The sequence below is a fragment of the Nostoc flagelliforme FACHB-838 genome (assembly GCF_014698065.1).
Classification (GTDB): domain Bacteria; phylum Cyanobacteriota; class Cyanobacteriia; order Cyanobacteriales; family Nostocaceae; genus Nostoc; species Nostoc flagelliforme_B.
This window is the reverse complement of record NZ_JACJSI010000010.1, coordinates 125426-140337: the sequence shown is the minus strand read 5'-3', so window position 1 is coordinate 140337 and position 14912 is coordinate 125426. Positions and strand designations below refer to the sequence as shown.

The 14912-nt window shown below is 42.1% G+C and carries 15 protein-coding genes, 1 other RNA gene and 1 pseudogene; 3 read left to right on the top strand and 14 right to left on the bottom strand.

Going from position 1 to position 14912, the window contains the following annotated elements:
- Positions 1-77: 77 nt before the first annotated feature.
- The gene (locus H6G97_RS08130) at positions 78-1817 is read right to left on the bottom strand and encodes a diflavin flavoprotein (RefSeq protein ID WP_190940141.1); all 1740 of its coding nucleotides are present in this window, start codon (positions 1815-1817) and stop codon (positions 78-80) included.
- Positions 1818-2760: 943 nt separating this feature from the next.
- Between H6G97_RS08130 and H6G97_RS08125 the strand changes: the two genes are divergently transcribed.
- On the top strand, positions 2761-3219 hold the full coding sequence (locus H6G97_RS08125) for a helix-turn-helix domain-containing protein (RefSeq protein ID WP_190940140.1): 459 nt from the start codon (positions 2761-2763) through the stop codon (positions 3217-3219).
- Positions 3220-3366: 147 nt separating this feature from the next.
- Positions 3367-3555: a hypothetical protein gene (locus H6G97_RS08120; protein WP_190940139.1), complete on the top strand. Its 189-nt coding sequence runs from the start codon at positions 3367-3369 to the stop codon at positions 3553-3555.
- Positions 3556-3677: 122 nt separating this feature from the next.
- Here H6G97_RS08120 and ssrA read toward each other — a convergent pair.
- From ssrA to H6G97_RS08060, 12 genes and pseudogenes are all read right to left on the bottom strand, one after another.
- Positions 3678-4067, bottom strand: a transfer-messenger RNA (tmRNA) gene (gene ssrA, locus H6G97_RS08115).
- Positions 4068-4235: 168 nt separating this feature from the next.
- A complete protein-coding gene (locus H6G97_RS08110; RefSeq protein ID WP_190940138.1) occupies positions 4236-5183 on the bottom strand; it encodes a F0F1 ATP synthase subunit gamma in 948 nt (315 codons plus the stop codon).
- 167 nt (positions 5184-5350) lie between these two features.
- Positions 5351-6871 (bottom strand): F0F1 ATP synthase subunit alpha, encoded by a 1521-nt coding sequence (gene atpA, locus H6G97_RS08105; protein WP_190940137.1) that lies wholly within the window; start codon positions 6869-6871, stop codon positions 5351-5353.
- 190 nt (positions 6872-7061) lie between these two features.
- Complete coding sequence (gene atpH / locus H6G97_RS08100; RefSeq protein ID WP_190940136.1) at positions 7062-7616, bottom strand: ATP synthase F1 subunit delta; 555 nt, start codon at positions 7614-7616, stop codon at positions 7062-7064.
- Positions 7613-8185, bottom strand: a complete 573-nt coding sequence (locus H6G97_RS08095; RefSeq protein ID WP_190940135.1) for a F0F1 ATP synthase subunit B — start codon at positions 8183-8185, stop codon at positions 7613-7615. Before H6G97_RS08095 ends, atpH begins: the two co-directional genes overlap by 4 nt.
- Positions 8186-8372: 187 nt before the next feature.
- Entirely contained in the window at positions 8373-8804 is a 432-nt protein-coding gene (locus H6G97_RS08090) for a F0F1 ATP synthase subunit B' (protein ID WP_190894666.1), read from the bottom strand.
- A 182-nt stretch (positions 8805-8986) separates the two neighbouring features.
- Positions 8987-9232 carry an ATP synthase F0 subunit C gene (atpE, locus tag H6G97_RS08085; protein WP_012411162.1) on the bottom strand — a complete coding sequence of 82 codons (246 nt, stop codon included), beginning with the start codon at positions 9230-9232 and terminating at the stop codon, positions 8987-8989.
- Between the two features lie 148 nt (positions 9233-9380).
- On the bottom strand, positions 9381-10142 hold the full coding sequence (gene atpB / locus H6G97_RS08080; protein ID WP_181984851.1) for a F0F1 ATP synthase subunit A: 762 nt from the start codon (positions 10140-10142) through the stop codon (positions 9381-9383).
- Positions 10143-10203: 61 nt separating this feature from the next.
- A complete protein-coding gene (locus tag H6G97_RS08075) occupies positions 10204-10644 on the bottom strand; it encodes an ATP synthase subunit I (RefSeq protein WP_190911839.1) in 441 nt (146 codons plus the stop codon).
- 529 nt (positions 10645-11173) lie between these two features.
- Positions 11174-12355, bottom strand: coding sequence for a class I SAM-dependent methyltransferase (locus tag H6G97_RS08070; protein ID WP_190940134.1), 1182 nt, complete (start codon positions 12353-12355; stop codon positions 11174-11176).
- Positions 12356-12437: 82 nt separating this feature from the next.
- Positions 12438-12766: pseudogene (locus H6G97_RS08065) on the bottom strand (element excision factor XisI family protein).
- An 82-nt stretch (positions 12767-12848) separates the two neighbouring features.
- Positions 12849-13070: a hypothetical protein gene (locus H6G97_RS08060; protein ID WP_190940133.1), complete on the bottom strand. Its 222-nt coding sequence runs from the start codon at positions 13068-13070 to the stop codon at positions 12849-12851.
- Positions 13071-13100: 30 nt separating this feature from the next.
- Between H6G97_RS08060 and H6G97_RS08055 the strand changes: the two genes are divergently transcribed.
- Positions 13101-13835, top strand: coding sequence for a 2-phosphosulfolactate phosphatase (locus tag H6G97_RS08055; RefSeq protein WP_190940132.1), 735 nt, complete (start codon positions 13101-13103; stop codon positions 13833-13835).
- Positions 13836-13905: 70 nt separating this feature from the next.
- On the opposite strand, the gene H6G97_RS08050 is transcribed toward H6G97_RS08055, so the two are convergent.
- On the bottom strand, positions 13906-14436 hold the full coding sequence (locus H6G97_RS08050; protein ID WP_190940131.1) for a hypothetical protein: 531 nt from the start codon (positions 14434-14436) through the stop codon (positions 13906-13908).
- Positions 14437-14912 lie beyond the last annotated feature (476 nt).

Genomic DNA, 14912 nt, shown 5'->3' with positions numbered 1-14912 from the left:
TTATAGGTATGGATCATAGGAAACAGGGGATAGTTTTCTTTTCTGTCCCCTGTCACCTGTTACCTTTTCACTCTTTCTTAGTAGTAATTACCTACTTTGCGATGGCGAACGGCTGTCAATCCATCGTTTTTGGAAACACGACCTTCTTGGACGGTGCAATATAAAATCCAGTGGTCGCTGCATTCCATGCTGCTCTGGATTTCACATTCCATGTATGCCAGAGCATCAGTTAGAATTGGGGAACCGTTTTTCGCGGTTTGAGTTTTTACCCCAGCAAAGCGATCAGCACCAGGATGCAAGCGCTTGAGAAAGTGTTTTTTGAGTTCTTGATAATTGCCTTCTTCCAAAACGTTGAGGACGAAGCGATCGCCTATTTGCATTAAGGAATCAATGGCGCGGTCTTTAGCAACGGCAATTGTTAATCCTAATGGTTGCAAACTCGCTTGCGTTACCCAGGATGCCAGCATTGCACTTGAGGCATTATCTTTTTTAGTAGTGACTATATACAGCCCACTGCTAATCCGACCCAATGCCTTTTCCATGTTGACATCAAGGGACTTGATTTGCTTGATGTTGCGATCGCGCACCAGCAATTGTCCGATGTCTTTACCCGCTTCTTCACACAACTGGAATGTTGATGCGGTTGGAACCTCTTTAATCCGAATAGGTGGGAAAGCTTCTTTGATGCCAGAGTTGAGAAATTGTCTGCGGAGTGTATCAATGGGTTCATCATCCCCACCGTAACATTCAAACAGCCCAATCAATTGCTTGTTCTTGGCGACAGCTAACACTGAACTGATACTAGCTTGGGCGGCGGCAGAAGTAGTCGGGGGCATACCAATAATAATGCCAGCTGCTCTCCCGGCTAGTTCTTGAATTTCTTGGCTCTCAGCAGTACTCAGATCCAGTACTTCTACCCCAATGCCAGTTTTCAGTATACCTTCGGCAATGGCGTGACCAAGGCGTTCGCCATACCCATAATCTGAGACAAAAAACAAGCCAACTGTTGTTTCTGCTTTAGCTTGTTTTTGGCTCCAATTTTCGTAGCACCCGGTTAAAACATCTAAATGGTGGTATAATAAAGGGCCGTGACCGTTGGCGATAATATTAATCTTCCCAAGATCACCCATCCGCTTCATCGCATTCAGCAGCGAACGAGCGTTAGGGCCCATCAAGCAGTCGTAGTAAAATCTAAAGTCAGCTTCGATCGCTTCTAAATCTTCGTCGAAGGTGCGATCGTCACAAAAATGCATCCCAAAAGCATCACAGGTGTAGAGAATTTGGGTTTTGCGGTCAAAGCTAAAGATTGTATCTGGCCAGTGCAGGTTAGGCGCACTCACGAATTCCATTTCGTGTCCTTTGCCGATATCTATGCGATCGCCGGTTTTGACAACTCGCTTAGAAAATGGATCGTGTACCAAACCTTCTAAAAACTGAAGCGCAACTTTTGATGCTAAAACGGTAGCTCTAGGAGCTAACTGAAGAACATCTTCCACCAAGCCGCTATGGTCTGGCTCTGTGTGGCTGACAATTATGTAATCAATTGTTTTGGGGTTAACAAGACCTTTTAGAGTCTCTAAATACAGATCGCGAAACTTCTGGTGAGAAGTATCAATCAAAACTGTTTGTTCACCCCTAATTAGATAGGAATTGTAGGTTGTGCCGTTTTGCAGTCCGAATTCGATATCGAAGCGATCGCGATCCCAATCAAGAGAGCGAATCGCTGTTGTATTAGGGGCAATTTCTACAGTTTGTATAGTTAACCGATGCTGAACGTTCTCTGTGTGGGCATTGCCGGTCGTAGACATCGCTACCATTATTCGTCTCCGAGCGCAAATTAACAGGTTTTTCTTCTGCCCCCATTGTCTCTATTATTTATTGTTGAAGTTGTAATGAATATCAGTTTTTGCAAAATTTAACTTGTATCAATTATTGCTGTTTTTTAGCAAAAAATATGTCTCATAAAATCTACTCAATATTAATTTATTCTGAAAACTTTACTGAGTATTTAATTTGGCTATATATCTTATTTTATCTTAATTCAAAAATATCATTACCATCATAATTTTTATCAAATAAACATGATTTAATCAATAATTTATTGTTATTTAATATAGTAATCATAAATTATTTGTGTTAATCTCTCTAGTCATAGAATAAATTTTAACAGCAACCAATGTATCTAGATATCAAGTAGAAAAAATTAGTTTTATCTAGGTGTACTATTACAAATAAGTAGGAAAGGTAGGAAAAGTAGGAAAGGTAGGAAAAGTTTTCCTTACTTTTTAAGAGTCATCAAGTATGCTGTCGATATTATTTTTCTAATGGGTATTAAATATATTTTTGTCTCAACCAAGGATATTGTTAGGTTAAATATAAAGTTTATGTAAAGTTGAAAAAATAGATACTTTTTTGGAGATAATCAAATCAGATTTTCTGAGATGGTTTTGATAAAAAGAACTAGGCTTGTATATCTTTTTCTGCTCATACAAGTGCAAGATAGAGTAAAAATCGTTTTTAAAGTTTCGATAAATCTCCGTAAGCCTACGAATAATCTAAGAATTTTAATGATACAGTCCTTTATTATCGACTTCAGATATTAATCAGGACAACGCCAACAAATTATCGTTGTCATAGCTATAAGCAAAACTTGCTGGCTATCTAATGAATTTGTCCAACAAGCTAATGGTGTAGTTTTGAGTTCCCCGTTTGCGTAGCGTCTCGCAGAGAAGGGACTGACTGTATAAAAGGTTATTATTTATGGGATGCCGATTAAAAGTCTTTCTCACAGAAGAAGAAAAGCTGACTCTAGAAGAGTTAAGAAAAGCCAAGGATGTTCCTCAACGTACTAAGGATCGCGCTCAAGTTTTACTGCTGAATAATCGCGGCTTAAAAAATGAGCAAATTGCTCAAGGTTTGAACTGGGCAATTTCAACAGTACGTCAAACCCTTCATCGCTGGGAAAAGGTGGGTTTAGTAGGTTTGTGGGATGCTCCTGGTCGAGGAGGAAAACCCCGATATTCGGAATCAGATTTAGTTTATCTAGAAAATTGTTTAGCTCAAGAGCCACAGACTTATAACTCTAAACAATTAGCAAAAAAACTGGCATCTGAGCGTCAAGTTAACTTGAGTGCAGATCGATTAAGACGGGTACTAAAAAAAAGGGGAAGGAGGTTTGGAAGCGCACGTAAGCAACCCCAAGAACAGATAATTAGCTGATTGAAAAGTATTAAAGAAGATTCTAGATTTGTAGGGGCGCAAGCAATACTTCTCGGGTTTTGGGGAAAGGGAAAGGGGAAAAAACCTTTAACCCTTACCCTTTAACCCTTACCCCAAAACCGATTCCGAGTTAAAAATGCAAAACCCGTGGGGAGCAATACAGTTCAGTTAAGAAAAATTATTGTAGGTTGGGTTAAGCAAAGCGCAACCCAACAAAGCACAGGAAATCTTGGGTTTCGTTCCTCAAACGCCACTTGCTTCTCCCAAGGGGAGACGCTACGCGAACAAGTCGGGAAACTGCAATGGCGCAGTGGCTCCCCAACCTACACAGGTTAAGATTGTTGACGCTAACCCATGCGTATTGCCGCAGGGATGGGATATTTTTTTTACTGGAAGTCTCTTAGATAAAACAAAATCCACCAAACATTTTACTGTTTGGTGGATTTGTTACTTATTTTTAGTGGATCCGAGCAGAGTCGAACTGCTGTCCAAATTGGGTATTGACCCCCCGCTCATTCACAGGTTTAGCCTTTCTGACCCTCAAGGCGGGGATCGTTCATTATCCCGAACGTAGGATGCTCTGATTTAATCTTAGCTAGTAAGCCAACCAGAGAACGCTTACTAGAGCATCCGTTGGGGGTTGGTCTTCAGTCCTTAACGGAGTCAAACTAAAGACGCTCGAACCTATAAGAGGTTTTTAGGCAACTGCTAAGGCAGGCTTACGAGCAAAGCTAACGATGTTATTCGCATTTACTTTTTGTTTGAGCCTTTGATTTCCGAGAGGAGACTCACTCTCGACCTGAATCACAGAGCAGCGTTCGCCAACCTGTCGAAACCGTGACGGACCCATGCGCTTCATATTTCAATTATAGTACGCAATTCTTGAATTCGTAATTCGTAATTCGTAATTAATAATCAAGTTAGGATGTATAGCTCTAATTACTCAAAATAGCCAATCGCTAATTTTAAAACCATTAGCAATTGGCTATTGCCATCATCATACAACAAGTATTTTTCTAAGTTAGTGCTTCAGCACCACCAACAACCTCAAGGAGTTCTTGGGTAATTGCAGCTTGTCGGGCTTTGTTGTAAGACAGTGTAAGGGTGTTAATCAATTCACCGGCATTTTCACTGGCATTACTCATGGCTGTCATTCGCGCTGCTAGTTCACTAGCTGCCGATTCTTGCAATGCCCGCAATAACTGGTTACTTAGATAGAGGGGCAACAAAGAATCAAGAATCTGCACTGGATCTTGCTCAAAAATCATGTCAGGAGCCAACGGGCGAACTTGGCTAGCCACTTTTTCCCGTTCGACTTCAAATTTACCGCCACGGGTTGTCAAGCGGAAGATTTCATCATCGCCTACTTCTAGACCTTGCGGATCGAGGGGCAGTAGGGTTTGAATCACAGGACGGGAGCTAACTAAGGAAAGGAATCTAGTATAGATTAATTCGATGCGGTCAACTTCTTCCGAAAGGAACAAGGAAAGTAGTTGATCGGCAATCTGATTGGCTTCCGCTGCGGTGGGAATTTGCTCTAAGCCGCTGTAAGTGGCATCAATTGGCTGATCGCGGCGTTGAAAGTACTGAGTAGCTTTGCGTCCGACGAGTACAAATTGATAGTTTAAACCTTCTGCCTTGATTTCTTTGGCGCGGTTTTCTGCGCGACGGATAACGTTATTATTGTAGCCGCCGCATAGACCGCGATCGCCTGAAATTACCAATAACCCGACTGACTTAACTTCTCTTTTTCTCAGCAGTGGTAGGTTTGCTTCTTCAAACCGTAGACGGCTTTGCAAACCATACAATACTTGTGCCAAGCGATCAGCAAAGGGGCGAGTTGCTAGCACTTGTTCTTGCGCCCGGCGCACTCTAGCCGCAGCTACGAGACGCATGGCTTCTGTGATTTTTTTGGTGTTTTTGACCGACTGAATGCGATCGCGTATTGCTTTTAGATTGGCCATATTTTTGTCCTTAGTCCTTAGTCATTTGTCATTTGTCCTCTCTTACAAAGTTCTGATGCCTGCGGCAACCCCTTCGGAGAACGGAGGAAACCTCCGCTCAGACCTTGCGCTTTGTCACTAGTCATTAGTTTTTTACCAATGACTAATGATCAATGACTGATGACTAATTACGCTGCTGCTTTGAAGGTCTTCTTATATTCGGTGAGTGCTTCTTTCAAGGCAGCTTCTTCTGCGTCACCTAGTGCTTTGGAGCTTTTTACTCCTTCGGCATACTGGGTTTTACCAGTCTTTAAGTAGTCCCGCAGACCTTTGGTGAAGGTGGTTACTTGATTTACAGGCACATCATCTAAATACCCATTGATACCAGCATACAAAATTGCTACTTGCTCGTATACTGACAGTGGGGAATTTTGTGGCTGCTTCAGAAGTTCACGCAACCGTTGACCCCGTGCCAACTGATCTTGGGTGGCTTTATCTAAGTCGGAAGCAAATTGAGCGAAGGCTTGCAGGTCGTCAAATTGGGCTAGTTCCAATTTAATCTTACCGGCAACTTTTTTCATTGCCTTGGTTTGAGCCGCAGAACCCACGCGGGATACTGAAATACCGGGGTTCACAGCGGGACGGATACCAGCGTTGAACAAGTCAGAAGATAGGAATATCTGACCATCGGTAATAGAAATTACGTTGGTGGGGATGTATGCTGATACGTCACCGGCTTGGGTTTCGATAATTGGTAGGGCGGTCATACTGCCTTTACCTAATTCGTCACTCAGCTTTGCTGCTCTTTCTAGCAAGCGAGAGTGGATGTAGAATACATCTCCAGGGTACGCTTCGCGTCCGGGTGGACGACGCAGCAGTAGTGACATTTGGCGATAAGCTTGGGCTTGCTTGGAAAGATCGTCGTAAATTACCAGGGTGGCTTTGCCTTTGTACATAAAGTACTCAGCAATAGTTGCGCCTGTGTAGGGAGCTAGGTATTGCAGGGTTGCTGGTTCACTGGCACTAGCTGCGACGACGACGGTGTAATCCATCGCGCCTTTTTCTTGCAATGTCTGCACCACGTTAGCAACTGTGGAAGCTTTTTGACCGATCGCGACGTAGACACAAATTACATCTTCTTCTTTTTGGTTGATGATTGTGTCGATCGCGATCGCAGTTTTACCGGTTTGGCGATCGCCAATGATCAATTCCCGTTGACCACGACCGATGGGAATCATTGAGTCAATAGCTGTGATACCCGTTTGCATAGGTTCGTGTACTGACCGACGAGCAATGATACCGGGTGCTGGAGATTCAATCAAACGACTGTCTGAAGTCTTAATGTCTCCCTTACCATCAATGGGACGACCCAATGCGTCTACAACTCGTCCAATTAAAGCTTCTCCTACAGGTACTTGGGCAATTTTACCAGTAGCAGTTACAGAACTACCTTCTTGAATTTCCAGCCCTTCACCCATCAGCACCGCGCCCACGTTGTCTTCTTCTAAGTTTTGGGCGATGCCAATTGTACCATCTTCAAATTCCAAAAGTTCCCCAGACATAGCCTTTTCCAGACCATAAATCCGGGCAATACCGTCACCTACTTGTAGGACGGTACCAACGTTAGCAACTTTGACCTCTTGGTCGTATTGCTCGATTTGTTGTTGGATAATGCTGCTAATTTCGTCAGGTCTAATTGATATGCTCATGTGTCTATCTTATTTGCTTTCGAGAGGGGAAAATTCAATAGTTAGGAGTGATGAGTTAAGAGTGATGAGTTAAGAGCGATGAGTTAAAAAAGCAAAGGTTAAAAGTTAAAAGTCAAAATAAATTATTGTTTACTTAACTCTTAACTCCTAACTTCTAACTCTTAACTCCTAACTTCTAACTCCTAACTTTCTAGCTATTAGTTAAGCGCAATGAAAGGCGACGCAATTGACCCCGGATACTGGCATCAATTACCTGCGAACCTACTTTAATGATTACACCACCAATTAACTCACTGTCTACCTTGGTTTCTAGTTCTACCTGGCGAGCATTACTGATGGCAATAACCTTTTCTGTGATTGCCTGCTGTTGAGCTTCTGTGAGGGGAACGGCTGAAATTACTTCCGCTAATACGGTTTGATTCAGCTGCCGCAACAGCGCCAGATATTGTTGAAAAATAGATTCCAAGAATGCGATGCGGCGTTTGTCTACTAGTACCAACAAAAAGTTGCGTAAGTAGGGGTTAGAGCTTTCACCGAGTATTTGTTTGATGAGAGCTTTTTTGTTCTCAGCCTGAATAAACGGGTTGCTGAAGAAGTTGTGTAGCTGTTTGTCTGCTCTGAGCAGTCCTAGGAAAGTCCGCGCATCTTCCCCGAACTCTTCTGTCAAATTTTTCGATTGCGCTATTGACAAAAGTGCCTGTGCGTAAGGTTGGGCTACTTCGGCTGCCGCTACCTGACTTGTCATACATTGCCTCCCAGTTGTGCGATGCTGCGGTCAATTAAACTTTGTTGAGCATCGTCGGCAATCCCACCTTTGAGTTGCGATTCGACTTTTTGCAATGCTAGTGCAGCAACTCGTTGCCGTAGTTGAGCGATCGCTCGATCAGTTTCGCTGTTTAAATCTGCTGCTGCTGTTTGTTTCAAGCGTTCTACGTCTTGCGCTGCCTTCGCTAACAAGGCTTCTTTCGTCTTTTGGGCGTTTTCTTGGGCAGATTGGCGGATGCGTTCTGCCTCTGCCTGAGATTGCTTCAACTGCTCTTGCGCTTGGGAAAGGGCAGTCTTTGCCTCTTTTAAGCGCCCTTCTGCTTCCTGAATTGCAGTGGCAATATTGGATTGTCGCTCGTTCAGGATATTGCTTAAAACTTTACGTCCGAAGTAGAATAGTATGCCAACCAGAATCGCTAGATTGATCAGATTGGTTTCAAAAATGTCTAGATTTAGACCGAAACCACCTTCTCCTGCGCCTTCTGCCAATTCAGAGTGAACAGCGTTCGCTTCTGCGGCAAGTAATAAGAATGTCCCCATGATACCCATTTACAAGTGCGCTGCTCGCTTGCTAATACGTTGTATTTTCCCGTAGGGGAATTAAGTATCTTTTCCCTGTAAGGAGATTAAGTATCTTTCCTTAGAAGGGGAAAAGTGCCTTTTTTGACACTTAAATTTTGCGCTCTGGACTAGGGCCCAGTTGCGCGTATGCTTTCACAGAACCAGTCTAGTTAGTTTATCTAACTGGAGTTGGCCCCAATAGTTTTTCTAGAATCTGCCTGCTTAGAGCATCAACTTGTTGCTCTAAGGTGCGAAAAGCTTCTTGCTTTTGTTGTTCTATTTCAACAGAAGCTTGTTCTCGTTGAGACTGAGCTTCCTTTTGGGCTTCGGCGATTTTCTCGGCAGTAATTTTCTTAGCTTCAAGTTGAGCTGCTTCTACGGTAGCCTGCGATTGTCTGCGAGCGTCTGCGAGTTGTTGCTCATATTCGGTAGCCAAGCGCTCGGCTTTAGCCAAGCTCTCCCGCGCTTCAAGGGTATTCGTTCGGATATAACTATCGCGATCGTCTAGTACCTTGGTCAGTGGCTTATAGAAAATTGCATTCAACAAAGCTGCCAATAGCAGGAATTGCAATGCCATGAAGGGCAAGGTAGCATCGAAATCAAACATTTGTCTCCTCTTTGGCTGGAGTAGCAGTTTTCATGGCTAGCAACATCATCCAACCTTTCGTATTTTAGAGACCCATAGCCAACAAGGGTCAACTGAACATTATAACTATTGAGATACCCAAAACATTTCGATTGTAGAGGCGTGATGATTCACGTCTCCACACTCGCAAAAATTTTCAGGTATTAGCCGAAAGGATTAGCAAATAGCAATACCAGGGCAATTACTAGACCATAGATAGTCAAGGATTCCATGAATGCCAAGGTTAATAGCAGAGTACCGCGAATTTTTCCTTCTGCTTCAGGTTGACGAGCAATACCTTCTACTGCTTGTCCAGCAGCGTTTCCTTGACCAATACCAGGGCCAATTGCAGCTAAACCAATCGCTAAAGCAGCAGCGAGAACTGAAGCAGCCTGAACTAATGGATCCATGTTGATTTTCCTTGCTTTGATTACAAAACTAACAAAAGTACGTTAACGATTAGAAACGTGGTTTTCACGCTGCACATGAGTTCTTTGATCGCGCTTTGCGATGTTTTGAGCGAATATGCTCTTGGAACTGTGCTATCAACTGAGAAGTTTAATGCTCCTCATGTTCATCTCCGCCATGCCCCTCCATTGCCTCATGAATGTATGCTCCGGCTAGGGTGGCAAAAACCAGGGCTTGAATGGCACTGGTAAATAAACCCAAGGCCATTACAGGCAGAGGTACAAATAGAGGAACTAGCAGCACCAAAACCGCTACTACCAATTCATCCGCCAAAATATTACCAAATAGACGGAAGCTTAGGGAGAGTGGCTTGGTGAAATCTTCTAGAATTGCGATCGGCAACAAAACAGGTGTTGGCTCTATATATTTCTTAAAGTAGCCTAAACCCCGTTTGCTAAAACCTGCGTAAAAGTACGCTAAAGAGGTCAGCAATGCCAATGCAACAGTCGTATTGATGTCATTGGTAGGAGCTGCCAATTCGCCCGAAGGTAGCCTGATGAGCTTCCAGGGAATTAGTGCGCCTGACCAGTTCGATACGAAAATAAACAAGAACAATGTGCCAATAAATGGCACCCAAGGGCGGTACTCTTTCTCACCAAGTTGGTTTTTTGCCAAATCACGAATAAATTCTAAGGCATATTCCATCAAGTTCTGGATGCCTTTGGGAATTCTTTGTGCGTTCCGAGTAGCAGCTATTGAAGCCACTACTAGAATACTAATCACAAACCATGAGGTAAGAAAAACTTGCCCATGAATTTTAAGATTGCCCAACTGCCAATAGAAATGATGACCTACTTCTAATGCGGCGAGGGGAAAAGAATTAAAGGCGTTTAAGACACTAAGCATTTGCATTCTTCAAGCTTTTTCCCCAACGAGCGAGGATGGGATTACTATCTTTAGTGAGCCTGACTTTTTAAGAATCAGGAATGAACGCAATTTGCACCATATAGACGAGGAGCGTGGCTTTGTAAGTTAGAAATCCCAAAAAAATGGGCAGAATCTGTAGCTCACGCCATTGACTTGCCACGATCATCACTCCAATAAACAGAGCAAAACGAGTTTTGCTCAGACTGGTTTTTTCACTACCAAGCTGCTCAACGTCTCTAGCCAACATTTTTAAGTAAACCACACCTGTACACGCCCCAATTAAATAATTTAGGGCAATGTTTAAGGAATAAAAAATCCACACAGAGATAAAAATAACCCCCGTCAAGACAAGCGTGATTACCAATAATCGCTGGAAGAGTTGATGGAACTCTTGCATGGAGTTACCTGATTCTGTGTCTCCAGAACCAGTTTTAGCATCTTGTTGCGTTGTCGGAGTGGGCGCAATTGATTCGTCTGACAAGCTCACGGGACTTGAAACCAGTACAGTTAAATATGATGACTGCACATTCAGTCAGCTGAATCATATCACGATCCGGTAACAATACTTTAGGAAAAAACAATTAACTTCTTGTCAACATCAGGCAGTCAGTAAAATTGCGCTCACAGAAGCGAGAGAGGGGCTGATCGTGTGAGGGAGCGTGTGGGTGAATAATCAATAAATGTTGCCTGAAAATTCAAAAATTCTTCCAATTTCAGTTTTTTGAGTGAATAATTATCCTCCAAGGTTTGAAGTAAGTTGGTGTCAATAAAATCAACTGGTGCTTGAGGAGCGTATGAACGTACCGCAAATGAGAAATTGTAGGGTAGCGGCAAGTCATTAAAGATCGCACCACTGCTGAATTCCAGAAAGCTCCAACTTTTGGGATGTACAATACCCTAGTTTCTTAGGCACTTTCCTAATTTACATTAATTTGCCAAAAGTGGTGAAGAGCGATCGCTCCTCATAACGAGTATAAATTGTCTTTTGTAATTTCAGTATCAAGAGCAGTCTAAAATTAAACAGGTGTCAATAAAATCAACTGCTGCTGAAGAAGCGTTCTTACCCCATCCAATCCCAGTTGCCTACCTGCTAAAATCTCTGCCACTGTTGAATTAGCATCACACTTTTGCATAAATTCAAACTCTGCTACAGATAAATTAACAATCTGGTAATCGTAATTAAAGAAACATTGGCTGGGAAATCCTTCAATACAAGGATTAAGTTCGGGAATCGCTGCCAGTAGGGCGTTATCGTCTGACCAGTCGGACTTAATTAAGGGAGGACGACCGAGGAAAAATTCGTAATGAGTTACTTCTGGATCTAGTAATTCTATCAGGCGGTAAACCTGGCGATCGCTCAAATCTTTTGCCCGTTCTACTAACTCTGGTGCTTTGCCTAAAAGTCTCTCCAAATTCCAGAAACTCGGATTCGAGAAACCAATAAACTCCAATCCCGAAGCATCTATTAATTCAAACAGCGTCTCAATGTTGTAGTCAATTTCCTGGGGATGTACGTACATATCCGCAAAGTTTTCATCTTTGTGGTTTTCTAATGACCAACGCTGCTTATCGTATTTGACAATTCGGTTATTTTCTGGTAACGAAGCAAATATTTGTCGTCCGACTTGGACACCATCGCGGTAGTCGCCTTTTTTGCCACCTTGAAGAAGTGCGATCGCTTTTTGCATAAGTTGAATTTCCCAGCGTCCCAATTCCCCATACACAAAAATGTGCATCAAACCACCTGGAGCTAACTTTTTCGCCAAAGCTTGAATACCACGAATGGGATCGGAGGTATGATGCAAAACACCAACACAGTTGATTAAATCAAACTCACCCGATAACTGTTCCACATCAAACAAGCTGAGGTGATGAAATTCAACGCGGGTAGCCCCAGAACGCTGACAACGTTCTTTTGCTACAGCTAAAGCACCAGTACTGAGGTCAATTCCTATAACCGAAGCTTGAGGATTGAGGTGAACCAAGTACTCTGTACCCACACCAGTGCCACAACCTGCATCTAAAATCCGAATATCTTGCCTTTGGGGTTTTTGACCTGTGCAGAAGTTATGAGCAGCTAGCCAATTCCAGCGCCAGTTGTAGCCTGGGGGTGGTTCATCCAACAGGGCTTCCGGCGGAAAGGGGTAAGTATTGTAGAGTTTGGCAACAGCAGCACTAACAGTTTGGGAATCGGACATGATGAGGAATAACGCAGCATTTCTGAGTTTAGCGGATAGTGGATCATTAGGGCAAAGATTACTATTACTTATTTCCTACTAATTATCCAACAGCAAAATCAGTAAATTCGCGTTTATAAGGAGCATGAAATCCTAATACAATATCTTCTTTAGGTACTCCAACAGCTATTAATTCATTAGCAATACCGATTTCCGTACCATCTCTTTGTATCCAAATTCTTTTGTCTTTGATATCAACATGAATAATGACTCCATAAATTCTCCGTTGTTCTTTCCAGCCAATATTTAAGACTTGATAATGATGGCGTTCTGCATCAAACAACAGTTGAACTCTGTGCCATTAGCCACGTCATTAGCGGAATGGTTACTTAAAATCGTTTGAATTATTTGAGAGTAATTTATTCCTTCCATAAAACAATGTCCTGACTTAAAGAATTAAATATCAAAAGTTTAATTTAATATTATTTTAAAGAATCTGGAGTAAATGTTCGGTTTAGGGAGGTTCAATTGCCAGAGTTACTATTTCTGGTTTTCGCTCTTGTAAAAGTTGAATTAGTTTCTCTAGTGCTTCTTGTTTAGTTACACCAGAGCCTTTAAAATCTGGCAAGCCTAGTACTGTAGCACTAACTCCGCCATCTGGTTGATTTTGAATCAGCACATCATAATTTAACTTGGGTACAGTATTGTTAGGATAAGTTTTTACAGTTAAATTCATAATATTTCCAAGCTGGAAGCGATCGCTCCAATGATTTACAACCAATCAGAGTTTAATTTACGCTGTGAATGGGGGACACAAGGAGTTGCTCAACTCGTTCCCATCAGTGATGTAATTGTAATAGTTGACATTCTCTCTTTTTCTACTTGCGTGGAAATTGCCACCAACAACGGCGCGATAATTTTTCCCTACGCATATAAAGATGAATCAGCCATAGATTATGCCAAATCAGTACAAGCAGAGTTAGCAAGTCATAGACAACGTTGGACTACAACTGGATATTCTCTCTCACCAAAATCGGTGACTCAGATTTCTGCTGGAACTAGACTAGTTTTACCTTCACCTAATGGTTCTTTTCTGACTTTACATACAGGAAATACCCCAACTTTGGCTGGTTGCTTGCGAAATTGCCAAGCTGTAGCCCAATTTGCTCAAAAGTATGGTGATAAAATCGCTGTGATTCCTGCCGGTGAAAGGTGGAAAGAAGATGGTAGCCTCCGCCCTGCATTTGAAGATTTAATTGGTGCTGGGGCAATTCTCAGTTATTTAGATGGCAGTCTATCACCAGAAGCCGAAGTTGCTGTAACAACATTTCAGGCTTTCCAGCAAGACTTATTGGTGTACTTAAAAAAATGCAGTTCGGGTAAAGAGTTGATAGAAAAAGGTTTTGAATCAGATGTTGAACTGTCCGCCGCTTATAATGTAAGTGATTGCGTACCTTTATTTACTGATAATGCTTATGTAAATTATACGCCACAGGCTTAATCAAACTCAAAAATTACCAATTACGTAGCTTGCTTCTCGCCTTTGGCGAGTATTACGAATTACGAATTAGTTAAACGTCGCACTGATTGGTTTGGCAATATTTGGCATTATCTATAAATTCTTGCAATTTACTCAAGGGAATTATCTGCAATGATGACCCACCCTGCACCTCAGCAGTGATGTAAGCAAACTTTTGTCCGCGATAAAACTGGTCGCGTCCAACTTTGCTGATATATCGGGACTTCTGGAAGTCATTGGCAATATTAGAATTATAAATATTTTGTAACAATTTCACTGCATTGGCATTTTTTGTGGTGAATTTGAGGCGTTTATCACCACTAACGGTTATGCCTTCTTTAGTCACTGTCCCATTTTGAGAAGTGACATCAGTATAAAAGTATAAATTTCCCTTTGTACCCTCGTAGCCGTGGGCTTCGCTGTTGTATCTCAAGGTTGGTAGTAAAGGTCTAGTCTTTGCCCACTTAACAACAGTGTTGATATTTTGCTCTGGAAGCGCATTTGCAGGAGTGACAGCCAAAATAACTGCGATCGCAGACAGTGTAGCATTGAATAAATAGTTAAATTTATAACTTTTGGTCATGGTATTTTCCCTAGATAAAATGTTGATAGCTAAAGCTTAATTCAACGGAATTTAAGAATTATTTTCCGTCGACGTTATTTAGGAATATTTAGCTGCTAGTAGCAAAAACAACTTAACATCGACTGATGGTTACTGTCCACCGACATTACCGTAGGCAATTTGATTTCAACTAAAATTTTGTATAAGTTGTAATAATCATAGGGTGGACACAGCTACAAACTTCAAAATAGAGGTTTGCGGTATCAGTAGACCATACCTAACCTATTACCTGGTTACAAAACTTAGATTTTGTCTCAGCCAAACAAGAGTATGTACTCTTAAGACTGGATGTATCTAAGCTACGGTTCTACACAGTTCTTAATAAACCAGCTTTGAGAACGCAAAACGTTCTAATCTAAAAGCTAACCGGGTTAATTTACTGGTAGTTTTGCAGGCACTACTCTCAAGCTTATAAAGCACAGACGCACCGATGTGTC